Source organism: Halarcobacter bivalviorum (assembly GCF_003346815.1).
In the GTDB taxonomy this organism is placed as follows: Bacteria; Campylobacterota; Campylobacteria; order Campylobacterales; family Arcobacteraceae; genus Halarcobacter; species Halarcobacter bivalviorum.
Genome location: NZ_CP031217.1, coordinates 105879 through 127369, shown reverse-complemented (window position 1 = coordinate 127369; position 21491 = coordinate 105879). Strand labels below are relative to the sequence as shown.

The 21491-nt window shown below is 28.0% G+C and carries 23 protein-coding genes; 12 read left to right on the top strand and 11 right to left on the bottom strand.

The window, feature by feature from the left end; translation table 11 throughout:
- Nucleotides 1-58 precede the first annotated feature (58 nt).
- Nucleotides 59-1849, top strand: a complete 1791-nt coding sequence (locus ABIV_RS00630; protein WP_114838055.1) for a mechanosensitive ion channel family protein — start codon at nt 59-61, stop codon at nt 1847-1849.
- Nucleotide 1850: 1 nt separating this feature from the next.
- On the opposite strand, the gene ABIV_RS00625 is transcribed toward ABIV_RS00630, so the two are convergent.
- Both ABIV_RS00625 and mqnP read right to left on the bottom strand, forming a co-directional pair.
- Nucleotides 1851-2663: a GGDEF domain-containing protein gene (locus ABIV_RS00625; protein ID WP_114838054.1), complete on the bottom strand. Its 813-nt coding sequence runs from the start codon at nt 2661-2663 to the stop codon at nt 1851-1853.
- A 26-nt stretch (nt 2664-2689) separates the two neighbouring features.
- Nucleotides 2690-3562, bottom strand: a complete 873-nt coding sequence (gene mqnP, locus ABIV_RS00620) for a menaquinone biosynthesis prenyltransferase MqnP (RefSeq protein WP_114838053.1) — start codon at nt 3560-3562, stop codon at nt 2690-2692.
- A gap of 103 nt (nt 3563-3665) precedes the next feature.
- On the opposite strand from mqnP, the gene ABIV_RS00615 reads away from it, so the two are divergent.
- The 9 genes from ABIV_RS00615 to ABIV_RS00575 all read left to right on the top strand — a co-directional run bounded on the left by ABIV_RS00615 (nt 3666) and on the right by ABIV_RS00575 (nt 12675).
- Entirely contained in the window at nt 3666-5192 is a 1527-nt protein-coding gene (locus tag ABIV_RS00615; protein WP_114838052.1) for a bifunctional GNAT family N-acetyltransferase/carbon-nitrogen hydrolase family protein, read from the top strand.
- Nucleotides 5193-5261: 69 nt separating this feature from the next.
- On the top strand, nt 5262-6137 hold the full coding sequence (gene miaA, locus ABIV_RS00610) for a tRNA (adenosine(37)-N6)-dimethylallyltransferase MiaA (protein ID WP_114838051.1): 876 nt from the start codon (nt 5262-5264) through the stop codon (nt 6135-6137).
- 84 nt (nt 6138-6221) lie between these two features.
- Nucleotides 6222-6422: a 50S ribosomal protein L31 gene (rpmE, locus tag ABIV_RS00605; RefSeq protein ID WP_114838050.1), complete on the top strand. Its 201-nt coding sequence runs from the start codon at nt 6222-6224 to the stop codon at nt 6420-6422.
- 13 nt (nt 6423-6435) lie between these two features.
- A complete protein-coding gene (gene rsmI, locus ABIV_RS00600; RefSeq protein WP_114838049.1) occupies nt 6436-7251 on the top strand; it encodes a 16S rRNA (cytidine(1402)-2'-O)-methyltransferase in 816 nt (271 codons plus the stop codon).
- A 2-nt stretch (nt 7252-7253) separates the two neighbouring features.
- Entirely contained in the window at nt 7254-7937 is a 684-nt protein-coding gene (rlmB, locus tag ABIV_RS00595) for a 23S rRNA (guanosine(2251)-2'-O)-methyltransferase RlmB (protein WP_114838048.1), read from the top strand.
- A gap of 10 nt (nt 7938-7947) precedes the next feature.
- Complete coding sequence (locus tag ABIV_RS00590; protein ID WP_114838047.1) at nt 7948-8772, top strand: hypothetical protein; 825 nt, start codon at nt 7948-7950, stop codon at nt 8770-8772.
- 1 nt (nt 8773) lies between these two features.
- Nucleotides 8774-9982 (top strand): LL-diaminopimelate aminotransferase, encoded by a 1209-nt coding sequence (locus ABIV_RS00585; protein WP_114838046.1) that lies wholly within the window; start codon nt 8774-8776, stop codon nt 9980-9982.
- Between the two features lie 9 nt (nt 9983-9991).
- Entirely contained in the window at nt 9992-11251 is a 1260-nt protein-coding gene (locus ABIV_RS00580; RefSeq protein WP_114838045.1) for a homoserine dehydrogenase, read from the top strand.
- Nucleotides 11252-11319: 68 nt separating this feature from the next.
- Nucleotides 11320-12675, top strand: coding sequence for an MATE family efflux transporter (locus ABIV_RS00575; protein WP_228254318.1), 1356 nt, complete (start codon nt 11320-11322; stop codon nt 12673-12675).
- 17 nt (nt 12676-12692) lie between these two features.
- Here the strand turns inward: ABIV_RS00575 and ABIV_RS00570 are convergent, their stop codons facing one another.
- The 8 genes from ABIV_RS00570 to ABIV_RS00535 all read right to left on the bottom strand — a co-directional run bounded on the left by ABIV_RS00570 (nt 12693) and on the right by ABIV_RS00535 (nt 18998).
- Nucleotides 12693-13046: a DUF1641 domain-containing protein gene (locus tag ABIV_RS00570; protein WP_114838044.1), complete on the bottom strand. Its 354-nt coding sequence runs from the start codon at nt 13044-13046 to the stop codon at nt 12693-12695.
- 8 nt (nt 13047-13054) lie between these two features.
- Complete coding sequence (locus tag ABIV_RS00565; protein ID WP_114838043.1) at nt 13055-14245, bottom strand: NAD(P)/FAD-dependent oxidoreductase; 1191 nt, start codon at nt 14243-14245, stop codon at nt 13055-13057.
- Between the two features lie 76 nt (nt 14246-14321).
- Entirely contained in the window at nt 14322-15005 is a 684-nt protein-coding gene (locus ABIV_RS00560) for a response regulator transcription factor (RefSeq protein ID WP_114838042.1), read from the bottom strand.
- A complete protein-coding gene (locus ABIV_RS00555) occupies nt 15005-16441 on the bottom strand; it encodes a PAS domain-containing sensor histidine kinase (RefSeq protein WP_228254317.1) in 1437 nt (478 codons plus the stop codon). Before ABIV_RS00555 ends, ABIV_RS00560 begins: the two co-directional genes overlap by 1 nt.
- 50 nt (nt 16442-16491) lie before the next feature.
- Nucleotides 16492-17190 carry an HvfC/BufC family peptide modification chaperone gene (locus ABIV_RS00550; protein WP_162917959.1) on the bottom strand — a complete coding sequence of 233 codons (699 nt, stop codon included), beginning with the start codon at nt 17188-17190 and terminating at the stop codon, nt 16492-16494.
- On the bottom strand, nt 17183-18016 hold the full coding sequence (locus ABIV_RS00545; RefSeq protein WP_114838040.1) for an MbnB/TglH/ChrH family RiPP precursor modification enzyme: 834 nt from the start codon (nt 18014-18016) through the stop codon (nt 17183-17185). The genes ABIV_RS00550 and ABIV_RS00545 overlap by 8 nt, the downstream gene beginning before the upstream one ends.
- A 14-nt stretch (nt 18017-18030) precedes the next feature.
- Nucleotides 18031-18363, bottom strand: coding sequence for a hypothetical protein (locus tag ABIV_RS00540; RefSeq protein ID WP_114838039.1), 333 nt, complete (start codon nt 18361-18363; stop codon nt 18031-18033).
- Nucleotides 18364-18428: 65 nt separating this feature from the next.
- Complete coding sequence (locus ABIV_RS00535) at nt 18429-18998, bottom strand: YceI family protein (RefSeq protein ID WP_228254349.1); 570 nt, start codon at nt 18996-18998, stop codon at nt 18429-18431.
- Nucleotides 18999-19114: 116 nt separating this feature from the next.
- Here ABIV_RS00535 and ABIV_RS00530 point away from each other — a divergent pair, with 116 nt between their 5' ends.
- Together ABIV_RS00530 and ABIV_RS00525 are read left to right on the top strand one after the other, a co-directional pair.
- Nucleotides 19115-19774 (top strand): response regulator transcription factor, encoded by a 660-nt coding sequence (locus tag ABIV_RS00530; RefSeq protein WP_114840413.1) that lies wholly within the window; start codon nt 19115-19117, stop codon nt 19772-19774.
- Nucleotides 19749-20924: a sensor histidine kinase gene (locus tag ABIV_RS00525; protein WP_129088500.1), complete on the top strand. Its 1176-nt coding sequence runs from the start codon at nt 19749-19751 to the stop codon at nt 20922-20924. Before ABIV_RS00530 ends, ABIV_RS00525 begins: the two co-directional genes overlap by 26 nt.
- Here the strand turns inward: ABIV_RS00525 and ABIV_RS00520 are convergent.
- A complete protein-coding gene (locus ABIV_RS00520; RefSeq protein ID WP_114838037.1) occupies nt 20921-21403 on the bottom strand; it encodes a hypothetical protein in 483 nt (160 codons plus the stop codon). The two genes, ABIV_RS00525 and ABIV_RS00520, sit on opposite strands and share 4 nt — an antisense overlap.
- Between the last annotated feature and the right edge of the window lie 88 nt (nt 21404-21491).

The following is a 21491-nucleotide window of genomic DNA, read 5'->3' as shown; positions in this document are numbered from 1 at the left end:
TAAAAGGTAAGTTTATTTTTACTATAATCCCTATTATATAGCTATTTAAAGGGTATTCATGAAATTTCAAATTACTATTTTTAAACTTCTAATTTTGATTATTCTTCCTATTTTTTTATTTTCGCAAGATAAAGAATTAAAAAAAAGTGTAGAAGAACATCTTGATGAGCAGATGGTTGTTGCTCTAAAAGTAGTAGAAAATATCAATAAGGAAAAATATCTAAAGCAAACTATAAATGAAAGAGAATATGATAAACAAGTAAACTATTTATTAAATAAAATTGCTATAAATCAAAGAGAAGGAAATTTTGTAGCAGTTAAAAGAGATGAGATAAATCTTCAAATCCTTCAAGAAAAAAGAGAGTATGAAAAAACATTAAAAGAGATTATTCAAGCTAAGAATTCGTACAAAGATAAAGAATATTTTAGAAAAATCATAAAAGAAAATATTGATTTAATAAAAAAGAATTCCCTTGTCAAATATAAAGAGATTTATCAAAAAGCAAAAAAAGATACAGAAAATATCGTATCTCAAGAGTTACTAGATAGTTATAATACTTTAAAAGAACAAAAAAATAAACAACATTTTATTTTAAAATATCTTTATGATAATATGGACCAATATAGACAAAGCTACTTTTTTATTGACAATTTTAATATAGAATATATTATCTCATTGATTGATTCTCAACCTATGGTATCAACCATTTCACAATTTACTTCATACTATTTTAAATTCTCTATTGGTGAGATACTTTTTGTAATTATTGTAATGGTATTTTTTAGAATTATTAATACAAAGCTTATCTTTTTGTTTACTACTTTTATAAATAAAATTTTTATGAAAAAAAGTGATAAAGAAGAAGATGAGATGGAACTTTTTATAAAAGACTCTATAGAAAAGCCTCTAATCTTTGCTCTGTATACACTATCAATTCATATTTCTATTTATGCGTTAATCAAAGATGTAGATGCTATAAGTATTATTATTCCTTGGATAAATACTATTTATATAGGAATCCTTACTTGGGCTTCCTATTCACTTTTAAACAACTGGATTTCAAACTATGCTGAGAATTTAGTAGAAAGATATCCAAATGTTAGAAGAGAGATGATTGCTTTTATTCTTAGAATTACAAAAGTTGTATTGATTTTATTAGTGATTCTATTTCTTTTTACTCAATTAGGTATTGATATAAAAGCTATTGCCGCTTCACTTGGGGTTGGAGGTATTGCTATTGCTCTTGCTTCAAAAGATACTCTTGCTAACTTCTTTGGTTCTTTAAATATTATGACTGATAACTCTTTTTCTCAAGGAGATTGGATTGTTGCAAACAATGTAGAAGGAACAGTTGTTGATATTAGAATGAGAACTACTAGAGTTAGAACTTTTGATAATGCAATGATTACTATTCCTAACTCTGAACTTGCTACTACTCATATAAAAAACTACTCAAAACGAAGAATTGGTAGAAGAATTAAAATGAAAATAGGTGTAACTTATGAAAGTTCAATGCAAGATGTTAAAAACTTAAAAGAAGATATTAAACAAATGCTTTTAAATCATCCAGATATAGCTACAGAAAACAACTCTGTACTGGGAAGAACAAGAAGATTTGAAGCTGCAAAAAGAGAAGACTTACAAGGGGTAAAAAGAACACTTCTTGTATATATTGATGAGTTTGATAATAGTTCAGTAAATATCTTAGTTTATTGTTTTAGTAGAAGTCCTGATTGGGAAGAGTGGCTAAGAGTAAAAGAGGATGTGATTATGAAAATTAGTGACTTAGTTGATAAAAACAACTGTGAATTTGCATATCCTACACAAACTCTATATGTGAAAAAGTAGTTTAGCTACTTTTTCTACTTTGTTTTTTATTTTCATACATTAATTCATCTACTTTATCTAAAAGTATTTCAAATTCATCACCTTTTTTAAATGGTACTATTCCATAAGAAAAAGAGAATCTTAATGATTTGATTTTTGAAGATTTTAATCTTTGTTCAGAAAGTTTTGTTTGTGCTTCTAAAACTTTTTTATCTACATTTAAAACACTACATTTATCTTTATTAAATAAAACAATAAACTCATCTCCTGCATATCTTACAATATCTACACCAGAATAATTTAACTCATTTTTTAAAAAAGTAACTAGATATTTTAAAACCTGATCTCCTACAATATGTCCATAAGTATCATTTATTATTTTAAATTTATTTAAATCTATAAATGCCATAAATCCATCATGAACAAACTTATCTTCATCTAAATAGTTATCTATAAACCATCTTCTATTATAAGCACTTGTTAATACATCTGAAAATAGCTCTTTTTGTAAAGAGTCTATTTGTTTTTGCATTCTTTTTAAATCTTCATTAATAGTATTAAGAGTTTTTTCATCTTTATCTACAATTGCTTTTTGAGCCATTTTTGTTGATGTGTGTAAAGAGTTTAAGTTTTCACTCGTCTTTTTTACAACAGTATCAATAGAATCACAATCTTGTTTTAAATCATTAAATATTAACTCTTTATCTTCTAAATCAACTTGAAGTTCTTTAGCATGATTATGAAAAGTTTTACTATACTTATCAGGAAGAATAATACTCTCTCTTTTTAGAGTTTTTAGTGTTAAATAAGTTAGTTCTTTTAATTTATTTTCCATATTATTTTTAAACCCTTAAAACTAAACTATACTAATGAATCTACTAAAACTAAAAAGAAAAAAACAATTCCAAGGTAACCATTTACTGTAAAAAAGGCTTTATCAATTTTTGTAAAATCTTTATTTACTAAATAGTGTTCATAACTTAGCATTATTGCACTAACTAACACAGCTATATAAATAAACATTCCACTATTTGAAGTTATTGCAAATAGAAGCCAAAAAATAACAGTTAATGCATGAAAAACTCTTGATATAAGCATTGTGTTTTTTGCACCAAATTTACTTGGAATTGAATGTAATCCAAGTTTTTTATCTACTTCCATATCTTGTAATGAATATAAAAGGTCAAATCCAGCTACCCAAAACATAACACCTAAACTTAATAACACTGACCATAGAGTAATAGTTTCACTAACTGCAACAACCCCTGCTATTGGAGCAAGAGCAAGTGAGATTCCTAAAATTACATGTGCTAAATAAGAAAATCTTTTAAAATAAGAGTATGAACCAATAATTATTAAAATTGGAACAGATAAATAAAATGCTAAGTCATTTACAAAATATGATACAAGGATAAAACCTAAAGCATTTGCAATATTAAAAATTAGCATTTGAGAGGCACTCACTCTTCCATCAACATTTGGTCTATTTTCAGTTCTTGGATTTAAAGCATCAATATCTCTATCCATATATCTATTAAATCCCATAGCAAAGTTTCTTGCTGTAATTGCAGCTAATACTCCTAATAATAAGAGTTTGAATCCAAACCATGCAGAATTATTAATCTCTACAGAAGCTACTATCATTGCAATAAAAATAAAAGGCAATGAGAAAATTGAGTGTTTGAACATTACAAGTTCATTGAAGTCATTCATAATTTTAATTAACTTATTCATGCGCAGATTTTATCGAATATATTATTTAAAAGATATTTCATAAGCAAATATATATAATAAATACTATAATAATCTTTATATATTAAATTTATAGGAGTAGTTAATGGATAGTGCTCATATTGAAAAAATAGAACTTGTGTATTTAAAAAAAGAGGATCATGAAAGCATCTGCAAACTTATGGAAGATGAATATAGATATTTAGATGATTCATCATGGAGTAAAGAGGAGTATGAATCATTAATAGAAAAGTTTCCTAAGGGTCAAGTTGCTATAAAAATTGATGACAAATTTGCTGGTTTTGCTTTATGTATAATAGTTGACTATACAAAGTTTAGTGATTCTCATAGCTATAAACAAATTACAGGAAACTATACTTTTAATACACATGATGACAATGGAAATATGTTATATGGAATAGATATTTTTATAAATAAAAAATATAGAGGATTAAGACTTGGAAGAAGGTTATATGATTTCAGAAAAGAACTTTGTGAAGAACTTAATTTAGAAGGAATAATATTTGGAGGTAGAATTCCAAACTACTCAAAATATGCAAATGAAATTTCTCCAAAAGAGTATATTTTAAAAGTTAAACAAAGAGAGATTTACGACCCAGTACTTAATTTTCAACTATCAAATGATTTTTATGTAAGAAGAGTAATTAAAAACTATCTTGAAGGAGATATTCAAAGTAAAGAGTACGCTTGTTTATTAGCATGGGATAATATCTATTATTCTAAACCTACTATAGAACCAATGGCTCAAAAAAAAGTTATACGATTAGGTCTTATACAATGGCAGATGAGACTTTACAAAAATTATGAAGAAGTAATAGAACAAGCTGAATATTTTATTGATGCTGTTTCTGGATATAGAAGTGATTTTGCTCTTTTCCCTGAATTTTTCAATGCTCCATTAATGGCAGAATTCAACCACCTAAGTGAAGCCGATGCTATAAGAGAACTTGCAAAATACACAAATAGATTTAAAGAAGATTTTTCAAAATTAGCAATTGCTTATAATATTAATATTATTACAGGAAGTATGCCTGAACTTAAAAATGGAATACTTAATAATGTAGGCTTTGTTTGTAAAAGAGATGGTACTATTGAAAAATATGCAAAAATGCACGTAACCCCTGATGAACAAAAAGTTTGGGGGCTAAAAGGTTCTGATGAAATTAGAGCTTTTGATACTGATTGTGGGAAAATAGGTGTTCTTATCTGTTATGATAGTGAATTTCCTGAACTTGGAAGATTGCTTGCTAAAGAGGGAGTTCATATTTTATTTGTGCCTTTTTTAACAGATACTCAAAATGGATACTCAAGGGTTAAAATATGTGCACAAGCAAGAGCTATTGAAAATGAGTGTTATGTTGCAATTGCAGGTTGTGTAGGAAATCTTCCAAAAGTAGAAAATATGGATATTCAATATGCACAATCAGCTGTATTTACTCCTTGTGATTTTGCCTTCCCTGCAAATGGTATAAAAGCTGAATCTACTCCAAATACAGAAATGATATTAATTGCCGATGTAGATATTGAACTTCTTACAGAACTTCATAATTTAGGTAGTGTAAATAATCTAAAAGACAGAAGAACTGATATCTATGATGTAATTAAGTTCTAAAAAGAGATATACTAAAATGCAAAAAAAGAAAGGCTTTACTTTTTCTATTTATAGGAATGAAACAACAAAATGAAAGAACTTGCAATTATTGGCTCAACAGCCTCAGGAAAAACTGGCTTATCTTTAGATATAGCTTCAAAAACTAATTCAATTATTTTATCTCTTGATTCTTTATCAGTTTATAAAGAGATTGATATTGCTTCTGCCAAACCAACAAAAGAAGAGAGAGGGGATATTATACATTTTGGTATTGATGAAGTTTATCCAAATGAGCAATATGATGTTGTTGAATTTTTTGAATCTTATAAAAAAGCAAAAAACTATGCTAAAGAAAAAGAGAAAAACCTTATTATCGTAGGAGGTACAGGTTTTTATTTAAAAGCTTTAGTTGAAGGCCTTTCTACTGGTGTGGAAAAAGATATAAAACTTGATATCTCTTTAGAAGAAGCCTATGAGCTATTACATTCTCTTGATAAAAACTATATGGAAAAAATTGCAAAGAATGATAAATATAGAATAGAAAAAGCTTACTCTATTTATAAACAATCAAATCTAGCTCCAAGTGAATATTTTGAAAAAAATCCTAAAATTCCTCTAGCAAAAGATTTAAAAATTTTTGAAATTGTTTGGGAAAGAGAAGAGCTAAGAAAAAGAATTGAATTAAGAACAGCTCAAATGATGAAAGAAGGAATAATAGATGAAGTAATTTATCTAGAAAAAAAATATAGAAGAGCACCAAATTGTATGGCTTCAATTGGTATCATTGAAACTTTAGAATATTTAGATGGAAAGCTTACAAAAAAAGAGTTAGAAGAAAAAATTGCCCTAAACACAGCTAAATTAGCAAAAAGACAAAATACCTTTAACAAGGGTCAATTTAAAGAGAAAACTTCTAATATTATAGAAAACTTAAATTCAGATATCATTAAGTATTTTTCGCTATAATCCAACTTCAAATTCAAGAGTTTAATAAAGGGCGACAAAGACTCGACCTTTTATTGAACATTAACTAAAATAAGGAAATTTGAAGTGAAAAAAGAAATTCACCCAGATTATAAAGATTGTACAGTAAGTTGTGCGTGTGGAAACACATTTGAAACTAAGTCAAACGTTGAGTCAATGAGAATTGACATTTGTTCTGCTTGTCACCCATTCTTCACAGGTGAGCAAAAAATCGTTGATGCTGCTGGTAGAGTAGAGAAATTCAAAGCTAAATACGCACAAAAATAATTGTTGCAATAACTTGCTTACATTAGTTCCAACTCCTATAGGGAATTTAGATGATATTTCTAAAAGAGCAATAACTGCTCTTTTGGAGGCGGAACTAATTTATTGCGAAGATACAAGAGTAACCAAAAAACTACTTCAACTTCTAAGTGAAAGAGAAAACTTAGATTTTAACTGCAAAGATTTTAAATCTTTCCATTCTCATAATGAAAAACAAATCTTAAAAAACTTATCTATAGAAGATTTTAATAAAAATATTGTTTATGTTAGTGATGCAGGAATGCCTTGTGTTTCAGACCCAGGAGCTTCACTAGTTCAATATTGTATAGAAAACTCTTTAGACTATGATGTAATACCAGGAGCAAATGCTGTTTTAACTGCTTTTGCAATGAGTGGTTTTTTAAATACTGAATTTACTTTTTTTGGTTTTTTAGCTCATAAAGGAAAAGAGCGAAGAGAAAAACTAACAAAGGTAATGCAAAGTAATACCTTATCAATTCTTTATGAATCACCACATAGACTTTTAAAGACTTTAGAAGAGATAAAAGATATAGATGAAAACCGAACAATCTTTTTAGCAAAAGAACTTACAAAACTTCATCAAAAAAGCTTTAAAGATAGTGCAATAAATATCTATGAAACATTCCTTTCAGAAAATATAAGAGGAGAATGGGTTATTGTTATTGAACCTACCCAAACTTTAGGGGAAAATTTAGAATTTGCTGATATTGAATCTTTAGATATTGCACCAAAAATAAAAGCAAAACTTCTTGCTAAAATGACAGGCAAAAGTGTGAAAGAGATTTATCAACAACTTTTAGATAAAATCTAGCCATGATTATATACGGCAAACAAGTAGTACTTTATGTACTAGATAAACACCCTAACCTCATAGAAGAGGTAATGTTCTCAAAAGAACTAGAACCAAAACTTTTTAAAAGATTTGCAAATCTAAATAAAAAAATTATCAAATTAGATAATAAAAAAGCACAAAGCTTAGCAAAAGGTGGGAATCATCAAGGTTTCTTCTTAAAACTTAAAGAGTTTGAAACAATAAACTTAAAAGAGATAAAAAACTCTAACTTTATTCTTGTGCTTGATGGCTTAACAGATGTTGGAAATATCGGTGCTATTTGTAGAACTGCTTATTCACTTGGAGTTGATGCAATTATTGCTTCAAATGTTAAACAACTAAATTATGAAGGTATTGCAAGGACAAGTAGTGGTGCTTTATTTGATATACCATTTTGCCAAACACAAAATATTTTAGATGTTTTAAATGAATTAAAACAAAATAATTTTACTCTAATGGGTGCTTCTATGGATGGAGAAAGCCTAAAAGAGTTTAAAAATGAAAGTGAAAAAACTGCACTATTTTTAGGAAGTGAAGGTTTTGGACTTTCTAATAAAGTAGTTAAAAAACTTGACAAAAAAATATCTATAGAGATGTCTAATGGCTTTGATTCATTAAATGTTTCTGTAGCAGGTGGAATATTAATTTACAACTTAATTAAATAAGAGAAGAGTGATGATAAAGAAACTTTTACTAATTTTTACATGTTCTATTGTTTTAAATGCAAATAGCCTTGATGAAAGGATTATTCAACTTATTGGAAATAATAAGTTTGTTGAAAACAAAGGTTTAATAAACTATCTTTTTTCTAAAAAAAGTGACTATTATGATGTAAATGGTACTGTAAAATATGTTGATTTATTAAACAAACTTCAAGAAAATGGTTTATTATATCTTAGCTTTGGAAAACCAGAAGACTTAACAATTACTTTTAATATTAGCCATGACCCAATAAAATCACTTAAAATTGTTTCAGACTCACTAAAATCATTGGGTTATTATCATTACTTTACAAAAAAACTTTCTTATACTCAAGAGGGTGAATTAAATTGGACTATTAACTTAAAAACTGAGGCCGCCATTGACCCTCTTATGTTATCAAAAGAGTTTGAAAAACATAATTGCAAACCTACTGATATCAAGAAAGAGGGAGAACTATCGTGGATATATGATGTTGACACATCATTATCAACTTTCAATGACGCTAAGGATTTAATCACTGGCGAAGAGATTGATTTAAAAAAACCATTAAGACCTTATTTTCTAAAAGTTTCAAATGCGAGTAAAATCCTAATTGATTCAAAGGTGGGGAATAGATGGTTTCCGCATATTGTATTTTATGATAGACACTTGACAATTGTGGATGTTGTAAAAAAAGAACAAAGACATCAAAAACTTGAAGTGGAGATTCCACAATATACAAAATATATTAAAATTGATGATCTTTTTACCCTTGCTAATATCAAGCGAGGTCTAAGCGTAACAATTAAGGAGAAATAAGATGTTTCCAGAAATAGAATTTGAAAGAATGAAAAGACTTCCGAACTATGTGTTTGCAGAAGTTAACAATATTAAGATGGAAGCAAGAAGAGCTGGAGAAGATATTATAGATTTTTCAATGGGGAACCCAGATGGTCCAGCTCCTCAACATATAGTTGATAAATTAAAAGAGACTTCAGATAAACCAAAAAATCATGGTTACTCTGCAAGTGCTGGTATTTATAAATTAAGATTAGCAATTTGTAATTGGTATAAAAGAAAGTATGGAGTTGACTATTTAGATCCAAATAAACATGCTTGTGCAACAATGGGAAGTAAAGAGGGATATGTACACCTTGTTCAAGCAATCGTAAATGTTGGAGATGTGGCAGTTGTTCCAGACCCAACTTATCCAATTCACTCTTATGCATTTATGTTAGCTGGTGCTGGTATCCACAATTTTGAGTTACCATTTGGTAGAGACTTTAAAGTTGATGAAGAGTTATTTTTTGAAAGATTACAAAAAACATTAAATGAATCTATTCCAAAAGTAAAATATGTATTAGTAAACTTTCCACACAACCCATCTTGTGCAACAGTTGAACCAGAATTTTATCAAAGATTAGTTGATTTAGCTAAAAAAGAGAGATTCTATATTATCTCAGATATTGCTTATGCAGATATCACTTTTGATGGATATAAAACTCCATCAATTTTCCAAGCTCAAGGTGCACTTGATGTAGCTGTTGAGTCTTTTACTCTTTCTAAGTCATATAATATGGCAGGATGGAGAGTTGGTTTTATGGTTGGAAATGAAAAACTAATTGGAGCATTAAAAAGAATTAAATCTTGGCTTGATTATGGAATGTTTACTCCTATTCAAGTTGCTGCAACAGTAGCATTAGATGGTCCTCAAGAGTGTGTAGAACAACATATTGAGAAGTATAGAAAAAGAAGAGATATAATGATTGAAACATTTAAAGATGCAGGTTGGGATATGGATGTTCCAAATGCTTCTATGTTTATTTGGGCTAAAATCCCAGAAAAAGCAAGACATCTTGGAAGTATGGAATTTTCTAAACAACTTTTAACAGAAGCAAAAGTAGCAGTAAGTCCAGGTGTTGGATTCGGTCACTATGGTGATGGATATGTTAGAATTGCTTTAATTGAAAATGAAAAAAGAATTAGACAAGCTGCAAAAAATATAAAAAAATATTTAAATAGTTTATAGGATGAATTAATGAGAATAGGAATACTTGGTGTTGGAACAGTAGGTGCAAGTGTTGCAAATATACTAAAAGACAATAAAGATATTATCACAGCAAGAGCAGGTGTTGAATTAGAACCCGTAATAGGTTTAGTAAATAATCTAAACAAAGAAAGAAATGTATCAATTAAATTAACAACTGATGTTGATGAGATTTTAAATGATGAATCAATTGATATTATTGTTGAGCTTATGGGTGGAATTGAAAAGCCTTATGAAGTAGTAAAAAAAGCTTTAGAAAAAGGAAAAGCTGTAGTTACTGCAAATAAAGCACTTCTTGCATATCATAGATATGAACTTCAAGATTTAGCAGGAGATACTCCTTTTGAATATGAAGCTGCTGTTGCTGGAGGTATTCCAATTATTAATGCATTAAGAGATGGTTTAACAGCAAATCATATTGAATCAATTAGAGGTATCATGAATGGTACTTGTAACTATATGCTTACAAAAATGATTAACGAAGGTGTAGATTACCATACTATTCTAGCAGAAGCACAAGAATTAGGTTATGCAGAAGCTGACCCTACTTTTGATGTGGGTGGATTTGATGCTGCACACAAACTTCTTATTTTAGGTTCTATTGCATATGGAATTGATGCAAAACCAGAAGATATTTTAATTGAAGGTATTGAGAATATTGCTCCTGCGGATATTGATTTTGCAAGTGAGTTTAACTATTCAATCAAACTTTTAACAATTGCTAAAAAAGTTGGAACTAAAATTGAACTAAGAGTTCATCCAGTTTTAATTTCAAATGATGAAATGATTGCAAAAGTTGATGGAGTAATGAATGGAGTTTCTGTTATTGGTGATAAAGTTGGTGAGACAATGTATTATGGACCAGGAGCAGGAGGAGATGCAACTGCTTCAGCTGTAATTGCAAATATTGTTGATATTGCAAGAAGAGGAAAAGGTTCTCCGATGCTTGGATTTGAGTCTTCTCATGGAGAAAACTTAACTTTAATGCCAAAGGAAGAAATTCAAACTAAATATTATCTAAGACTTAAAATTGAAGATAAAGCAGGTGTTTTAGCAAAAGTATCAAATATCTTTGCAGATAAAAATATCTCTATTGAAAAAATGATTCAAAAGCCACTTAAAAATAATTGTGCACATCTTCTTCTTTCAACTCATACTTGTATTGAAAAAGATATAAATGAAGCACTTAAAACACTTGAAGATACAAGTGTAGTAACAGATAAGCCTGTAATGATTAGAATTGAGGATTAATCCTTAATTCTAACCTCTTTAAAACTTTTCTTAGATACTATTATTTATTAATTATAATAGGCTAAAACTTGAAAGCAAATGCTCACTTACTAAATGATGACATTCCAACACTTTTAAAACAAATTACTATCCCAGCTAGTACTGGTATGTTTTTTAATACCATGTATAATGTTGTAGATACTTTTTATGCTGGACTTATTTCAACTCAAGCTATTTCTGCACTTTCACTTTCATTTATGATATTTTTCACAATAGTTGGATTAGGATATGGTTTTTCTTCTGCAATTACAGCATTAATAGGAAATGCAAGTGGAAAATCAAAAAGATTTTTAGCCTCTTTATATGCTCATAAGGGAATCTTTTTTATGCAACTTGTTGCCATAGTTTTAACCCTTATTGGTTTTTTAATGTCTCCCTATCTATTCATGCTACTTGGAGCTAGTGGAGCATATATGGATATGGCATTAGATTACATAAATATAATACTTGCTGGTACTATCTTTTTTATGACAAATTTTGCTCTAAATGCCATACTTGTTTCAAGGGGAGATACAAAATCTTATAGAAATACTTTAATCTTTGGATTCTTTGCAAACTTAGTTTTAAACCCTTTATTTATTTATGGATTTCTATTTATTCCAGCAATGGGAATAAAAGGAATAGCCCTTTCTACAGTTTTGATACAACTTATAAATGCTCTTTATCTTCTTAAAAAAGTTATGGAAACAAAACTTGTGCACTTTGAAAAAATAAACTACTTCTTCCCCCATAAGAAAATCTATAAAGAGATGATAAGTCAAGGTATTCCCTCTTCTATGAATATGCTTATTATGTCTATTGGTTCACTTATTCTAATGTATTTTGTATCTTTATATGGAGTAAAAGCCGTTGCAGGATATGGTATAGGCTTTAGAGTTGAACAGATTATGCTTTTACCTGCACTTGGACTTAGTTCTGCTGTATTATCAATTGTTTCAAATAATTATGGAGCTAAAAAGTATAATAGAGTTCAAGAGACAGTTAATAAAGCTTTAAAATATGGTTTTATAATTGCCACCTTTGGAATAGTCTTTTTATATATTTTTGGGAAAACTATTGTTTCTCAGTTTGATTCAGATTTAGAAGTTATCTCTTATGGATATGATTATTTAGTTGTGGAAGTTTTAATTTTTTATGCTTATGTAATTCTATTTATTTGTGTGTCAACACTACAAGGAATTAAAAAACCTAAGATGATTTTATACATAGCTTTATATAGACAAATCATAGCTAAATATGCTATTGCTTATGTACTTGTAATTTGGCTTGCTTTAGAGTATATCTATCTTTGGATGGGGGTTCTTGTTATGATTTATTCTGCAGCTATCTTTGCATATTTTTATACAATGAATCTTCTAAATAAATATAAACTTCCTATTAAATAGAAAGTTTATATTTATACTTAAACTTGTTTTCCAATCCCTTTTGTCAAATGAAGAACAAAAGCTAAGCCTTTTCTTGTATCCTCATCTTTTAGCAACTTAAGTAATCCAAATAAAGATGGTACTTCATTTTTCTTTATTTCTCTATTTGCATATCGAACAGCATTTTGAGTAATAAACCCTGCTGTTGCTAAATTATCAATTGTTCCAACCATTTTATCTACCATTGGAGCTGTTGTCATCTCAATATTATCTGAAACAACTGCCAATAAATCAATAATATTATCAATTCTTCCCGTTTGAACTAACATTGCAAACTTTTCTTCAAGTTCTTGCATTTCTTTCGTTTTTAAAACTTCTACTTTTTCACTCATAATTTCTCCTATACCATTCCTCGAGCTGCTGCCCAATAAATACCCATGTTAAAACCTTTTCTAACAAAACTACCTAATTTACTACAAGGTGTTGGCTGTACATCTTCTTTATAGTCATACCATAAAGGCATACCACAAGACAATCCCATCTGAGCAATTGCAATAACTTTTCCATCATAACTTTCTGTTGGATATCCATATCTTATTTCAGAAGCAATATTATCTGCAACAACATCTGTTTGATTATGAATTGTTCCACCTGCTTTAGAGACTGGTAAATCAACTGTATCTCCTAAAGTATAAATATTCTCATAGCCTTTAACCTTAAGAGTCTTTTTATCAGTTGGTAACCACCCTTCATCATCTACTGCTTTAGATAAACCTGATTCTCTAATAAACTTAGTTGCAATAAAAGGAGGAGTTGACATTAATATATCAAACTCAATCTCTTCACCTTCTTCAGAATATGCAATTTTTTTCTCTGGATCAACTTTATTTAATGTAAAACTTGTTTTATACTTTACACCTATACCATCAAAGATTGAAGGTAAAACTTTAGATGTAGGGCCTTGTAGAAAAAGTCCATCTGTTACTGCTTGTGCTACTTTTGGATATGTATAAATAATCTCAATATCTTCTCTTATACCTTGTTCTTTTAAATAATCATGTAACATAATTGTTGTTTCAATAGGGGCAATACCACATTGATGTGGGACATCAGGAGTTTTAGGAAAGTTAACCGTTACTAAAACTCTTCCTTTTTTTAATTCGGCAAACTTTTCTGCTAATTTTTTTGCTCCATCATAAGAATAGAACCAATTCCCACCCTCTTTTAATCCAGGTATTCTATCTACTGCTACTTCACAACCAGTAGCAAGAATAACAAAGTCATAACTATATTTAGTTCCACTTTTACCTTTTACATAATTACTATTAGTATCTATTTCTATAGCTTCATCTACTAAGAATTTTACTTCAGGCATTAAAAGAGTTCTTTGTTCTCTTACAAATTCATGACCAGATGCTTTATGAAAAGCCACATACATAGCACCTGGTCTATAATAATGATATTTTGAATTTGAAATCATCGTAATTTCAACTTCATCTTTATCAATTTCATACATCAATTTTTTTGCTAAATTATTTGCTGTCATAGTACCTGCTGTACCACCACCAACAATAAGAATTTTTTTCTTCATTGCAACTCCTTTTATAAGTAAGTCTAACAAAAGAAGAGAAGAAAATAATAAATGAAATATAAGATTTACATAAGATTTATTCTAAAGAGAGTCTATACCCAAACCCTTTTATATTTTCAATTGCATTCATATATAACTTTTTTCTAAGACTAGATACAACCATTCTAATTGCATCACTTGTTACAGGTTCTTTCCAAACTACATTTTCAATTTGCTCTAAACTTACAATTAAATTTTTCTTCTCATATAAAAATTCTAATAATAAAGACTCTTTTTTTGTTAAGTTTATTTTTAAATCTTCATTTATGATTGCTTTTTGAATAAAGTCATACATATAATTATTTTTTAATTCTATTTTATCAATAGTTTTAGTTTTATTCTTTTTACTTAATGATATAGAAACTAATAGTTCATCAATATCTATAGGCTTTTTAAAATAAAAATCTACTTCTGCATCAATTGCTCTATTTAAATAAACTTGATTATTAAAAGCAGTCATAACTATTCGAATACAAGAAGGATTAACTATAGCAATTTTTTGTAAAAGATGTAAGCCATCAACTTCTGGAATTTGTATATCTGCAATTACTATATCAATAGTATCTGTTTTAAATATCTCAAAAGCATCCATTGCATTATTAGCAACTTTTACATCTTTAAAATATATTAAAAGTATTCTCTCTAACCATTTTAAAGTACTCTCATCATCTTCAACAATTAATAATGTTAAAGGTTGTAGCTTAGTATGTATCTTTTCCATTATTTCATTTCCTTTGATTTTAAAGAAATAGTAAAAACTGCTCCATTCTGGCTATTTCTTACAGATAAATTTCCTTTCATATTCTGTTCAATAATCATTTTGGACATATATAAACCTATTCCATTTCCTTCTTTTTTTGTAGTGAAATAAGGTTTAAATATTTTTTGTAAGTTTTTGCTAGAGATACCTCCAGCATTATCAGAAATATTAAGTTCAATAAAATTTTCATTTTGTGTAATATCAATATTGATAAAACTATTATGTTGTTTCTTTGAAACTAGAACATCTAATGAATTATCTATAATATTTAGTAAAGCTTGCCTAAATTCATTTTCTAGACCAAAAAATTCTAAATTAACACCATCTTCAATATTTATTGTAAGTTTAATATTTTCATTCTTTAACTGGATATCTACTAATCTAATTGTATCTTTTATACTATCTAAAAGATTAAAATATCTCTTTTCCTTTGAGGTTCTAAAAAAGTTACTAAAATCATCAATTGTTTCTGACATAAAGTTTATTTTATTAATCATTTCATTTTCAATCTCATTTAATAGTTTAAAATCAAAACTTTCACTATTTGATAAGTGTCTTAAACCTTGGATAATAATACTTAAACTATTTAGAGGTTGTCTCCATTGATGAGCAATTGCTTCAATCATTTCACCCATTGATGCAAGTCTTGATTGATGGCACATAATTTCATATTGTTTTGTTCTTTTTTTTACTTCTTGATTTATTCTTCTTTTTAAATCATCTTGGTATTTTATATCTTCTGTAATATCAGAGGTAATCATTACTATTTCATTTGTGCTCTTAATATAACTTAAAGACATACTAGCATTAATCTGTTTCCCTGATTTAGTCACACATATCTTTCTAAATCGTTCAACTATTCCTTCTTCAATTGCTTTTTGTACGGCTGTTCTACTAGGTTCTGCATATTCAGGAGAAGATAAAGAGATACATGATTCTTTATATAGTTCTTCCATGGTATATTCCATCATTGTCTGAAAAAATTTATTTGCATAAATAAACATACCTTCTTCATTCAAAATTGATATACCATTCCCTGCCAAATCAAAAACTGCACGGAGTTCTTCTTTTTTAGATCTCAAATCACTAAGACTTTTCTTTAATTGTAAATGCATATTTCTATATTTGGAGATATCTTTAAAATAGTAAATTTCATCGATGCAAGAGACTTCATAATCTTTCTTATTCCAACAAATAATTAAACTATCAATTTTCTTTAGTTTTAAGAGCATTAATTTACTATAAGTGACTTTACTAAAATGCTCACTTAATTGAGTATTATTTATTGAAGAAGATATTTTGCCATAAGAGTTTTTTATAATATTTTCATTAACAATTAAAACTATTATTTCGGGAAGATTATTTAATATTTTTAAGTATAAAGTTTTATTTTCCATAATTTATAATAACTATCTTATGGATTAAATTTTTATAAATATTACTTATATTATTTAAAGAAAATAACTCCGTTACTATTTAACTCAGATAAAGGCTCATATAATAATTTTTTTGCTTCTTTAAACTCTATATCGTTCTCTTTACAAAGCTGTTTTAATAAGTTTCCAATAGTTTGTTTTTTATCTAATTTTTTTAATAAATAGTAAATAATAGGATTTATTTCTCTATAAACTACCTCATTAGTTTCAAAATCATAATAAATCACTAAAAAGTTTTCTCTTTTTGAAGTAAGCTCTTTATTTATTAAATCATATTTAAATCTTTTGATTCTCGCACTTTTACTTAGCTTATAACTATTTTTATATGAAAACTTTTTTTGTTTTATATCTTTATACTCTTTCATATAAAGTTCTATCTCTATCCAATCATAATAAAGCAATTCATAGATATATTTTTTATCATCAAAAATTCTATTTTTCTTTACAAATTTTCTATAATCATTTGCCATCTGCCATACAAAAGGAGTTTTAGGTGCATTTTTCATAAAGGCTTTTATTGAAGCTTCTAAGCTCTTGTCTTTAATAACTTCCATAAAAAGAGGAAAACTATTTTTTATAACTTCATGATATCTTAGATATACAAGCTTTTGATACACGGCTACAGAAGAGTTTGCTACCTCATCAGTTTGTGTTAAAAGATTATCTAAAAATCTTTCTTGTATCTGTTTTTCTAAAACTTGCTTAGGCACTTTTATTTCCTTGTTGAACAGCTTTTACTATATCGCTCATTTGAAGATACTCTTTTTCTAGTTCACTTAGAGGAGGAATATTATTATCTCTTTCTATCATAACCGGAGCATTGATTTTCTTTAAAGTATATTCTAAAAGTTTCCAAGCTCTACTTGCAACTGGCATTCCATGAGAATCAATCTTTAATCCTGATTCTTCATCATCATAATGCCCTGCCATATGCATATATGCAACTTTACTTATATCAAGTTCATCCATAAAAGTTCTTGCTTTAAAGGAGTGATTTACTGAGTTTACAAAAACATTGTTTACATCAAGAAGCATTTTTGCACCTGACTTTTCTAAAACTTCATTTATAAAGTCAACTTCACGCATCTCAGCATATGGTACATAATAATATGTAGCATTTTCTAAAATAAGATTTCTTTGAATAATATCCTCAACTTCTTTTACTCTATCACTTATTATTTGTACCATTTTTTTAGTCATAGGAACAGGTAATAGTTCATAAGATTGTTTACCACTCATTGAAGAGAAAGAAAGATGTTCAGAATAGTACTCTATTTCATACCTATCAAGGAATTTTTTCATCTGTTTGATGAATTTTTTATTTAATCCATCAACAGACCCTATAGATAGAGATAAACCGTGTGCAACTGTTGGTCTTGAAAATACAGCCTCTTCAAAAGCCTTTTCATAAACCTTTGGCATATGCATCCAGTTTTCAGGAGTAACTTCCCACCAGTCTGGTTGGAAATCACTAGAAGACACATCTAATAAAAAATCACTTCTTAGGCCTAAGCCACACCCTTTAATGTTTATCATCCATCTTCACCATTTCACCCGCACTTACCAGCGCCACAAGAACCTTTAACTTTTTGTTTAGCTTCTTTGTTCATCATGTTTTGTTCTTTCATTGCTTCACCTTTGTCGTTTGCACCACATTTTCCAGCTCCACAAGCTCCAGAAGTTTTTTTACCTGCATTACCTTTCATCTCATCATTAGAACCACATTTTCCAGCTCCGCAAGCACCTTTCTTTTCCATTTTTTTAGCTTCTCCACCACCACATTTTCCAGCTCCACAAGCTCCATTACCTGCGTATGCTCCTGTACTAGATAGTGCTGCACCTAAAAGTACACCAGCTAATTTTAACTTTGCTTTATTTTTCATTTTTTCCCCTTTTTTAGTATAACGATTATATTTACTTATTTTTAAAATAATTTAAAAAAATAAAATTATTTTTCTACTGCTTGAACTTCAATGATTAGTTTTACAGTTTCACTTACTGCAACTCCACCAAACTCTAAGGCTTTGTTCCATTTAAGGTCAAAATCCATCCTATTAATTTTACCTTCTAAAGTAAACCCTACTCTATTATTCCCATCAAGGTCTTTAATAGTAGCAATATCTTCTACATCTAATTCTACTTCTTTTGTAATACCTCTAATTGTAAGATCACCTGTCATTACACCCTCATCTGCTTCCGCTTTATAAGATTTCATTTTAAATGTAATTTCTGGATATTTAGTTGCAGCAAAGAAATCATCACTTCTTAAGTGGTTATCTCTTTTTTCTATTCCTGTATTTACAGAAGTAGCCTTGATTTTTGCTTCAAGAGCATTAAAAGTCTTAGTTTTATAGTCAAAGTCAATTTTTCCTTCATAATCAGTAAAATTACCTTTAACATTTGTAATCATTAAATGTTTTACAGAAAAACCTACATCAGTATGCATGTTATCTAATGTATGTGGTGTAGCATTTGCTAATGTCATTGCAAGTGCTGATGATAATAATATTTTACTCAATAATTTCATGTTGTCTCCCTTTTTGAAATTCTTATTCAAATTTTAATAAAGTTTTGTTAAGTCATTGTGTAGCACCTGTGTAGATTTATTCCTCTATTGTATGATATACTTTGCCTATGAGAATTTTACTACTAGAAGATGATTTAATATTAAATGAAATAATTGAAGAATTTTTACAAGATTTAGGATATGAAGTAACTTGTGTATATGATGGGATGAAAGCAAGTGAAATTATGTATGATGAACAATTTGATTTACTTATCCTTGATGTAAACGTTCCAACTATTACAGGTTTTGATTTTTTAAAAAGTTTAAGAGAGGAGTCTATTACTACTCCTGCTATTTTTATTACCTCTTTAAACTCAATTGAAGATATTGAAGAAGGTTTTAATGCAGGTGCAGATGACTATTTAAAAAAACCTTTTGAACTTAAAGAGTTAGAGCTTAGAATAAATAATATTAAAAGATTATTACATCTTGATACAGACGAACTTACTATTGGGGACAATATAAAGTTTAATACAAAACTAAACTATATAGATTATGATGGAATTAAAACAAAGTTACCACTTAAAGAGGCACAAGTTTTAAAGTATCTTTTAAAAAATACAAATAGATGTGTTTCTCAAGATGAACTTTCGTCAAATATTTGGTCATATGAATCAGCACCTACATCTTCAACTATTAGAACTTATATTAAAAATATTAGAAAAATTGTAGGAGAAGAGTACATTGAAACAATAAAAGGGGTTGGTTATAGATTTAACAAGAAATGAAAAAACCACATTTTTTAGATTCTTAGGTTTATATCTAGGTTCTTCTTTTATCTTACTTACAATTATTTTTTGGCAATTTTATAAAATTGAGTATAAACTCTATTATGATTTAGTCTCTTCAAATATGCAAAATATTGCTTCAAAGATTTCTGCAAATATTATCTATGCTGATATGTCAAATCTTGCGATTGATACATCTAAAATATCAAATAGTATCCAATATAAATATGCCCTATATGATAAAAATCATGTTAAATTAGCAGGAAATATAGATATAAAAGTAGATATAAATCAAGCTATACAAAAAATCAAAGGGGATTATGTTTTAGTTGATAGTAGTCCACGAGGTCATCTTGGAGTTTTTCATATTGCTATTCAAGAAAATAGTTTTAAGAAAATTAGAACTGAACTATTAGAAGATATTATTTTTTATTTTATCTTGATTTTTGCACTAATCTCTTTAGTAGGATATTATCTTGCAAACTTATTTATAGACCCTATTATTAATGAAAGAAGAAAATTAAATACTTTTATTAAAGATACTACACATGAATTAAATACACCAATTACAGCAATTTTAATGTCAACAGGAAAAGATGCTCCACTTACAGAAAAAAATATGCAAAGAATTAATCTAAGTGCAAAAAGAATTTCAGAGATATATAAAGATTTAGTTTATCTATTTTTACAAGATAATAAAAAAATACATGAACCTACAATGATTTATCTTGATGATGTTATAAAAGAACAATTAGAATATTTTCAGGCTTTCGCCACAAAAAAGAAATTAACTATCAACTCTAATTTAGAGAGAACTGCTTTTAAAATAGATAAAGAGAGTTTTATTAGAATGTTTAATAATGTTGTTTCAAATGCTATTAAATACAATAAAATTGGTGGAGAAATTAGTGTTTCACTAAAAAACCATACTCTAATTGTAGAAGATAGTGGAATAGGTATAAAAAAAGATAGATTAAAAGATATTTTTAAAAGATATTATAGAGCTACAAAAGAGCAAGGTGGCTTTGGAGTTGGACTAAATATTGTATATCATATTTGTAGAACTTATGGTATAAAAATAGATGTTAAATCAGTTGAAAGTCAAGGAAGTATTTTTACATTTAAATTACCAAAAGAGGAAAAACTTTAAAAGTCATCCTCTTTATGGTAATACTCATTTACATCATTAAAACCTTCTAAAAAGTATAAGAAAAAAGTTACATCTTCTATCTCTTCTACTGTAACTTTACCTTTCATACTTGGCATTGTTTTAAAGTGTCTAATAACTCCTTCTAAACAGATTGTTTTAGACCTATCAGGGTTATATAAATAATCTTTTACAAAATCTGTAGCTTCATGAAGTTGAAACTCTATATCCTCTCTACTTCCTATTTGGCTTTTTAGCCTAAAAGAGATCTCATTTCCTGTAGGAGCTTTCAAGTTTAATAGTTTATTATCTTCTTCAATAAAATTTTTCATTAGAAGTTGTATATCCATGGATTTTTCGTGACATTCACTACATTTATTATCAAAAACTTTTTCACCTGTATTATATTTTTCTCTATCAAATTCATCTGGTAAAGCAAATAAAGAACTTATCAATAAGATTAATAAAAATAAAGCTTTCATAGCAACTCCTTTGCGTTTTATTAAAGTATATTGCTTTTATTTATAATCAAACCTTAGATTTTTTAATTAAATAACGGCGATAAATAAT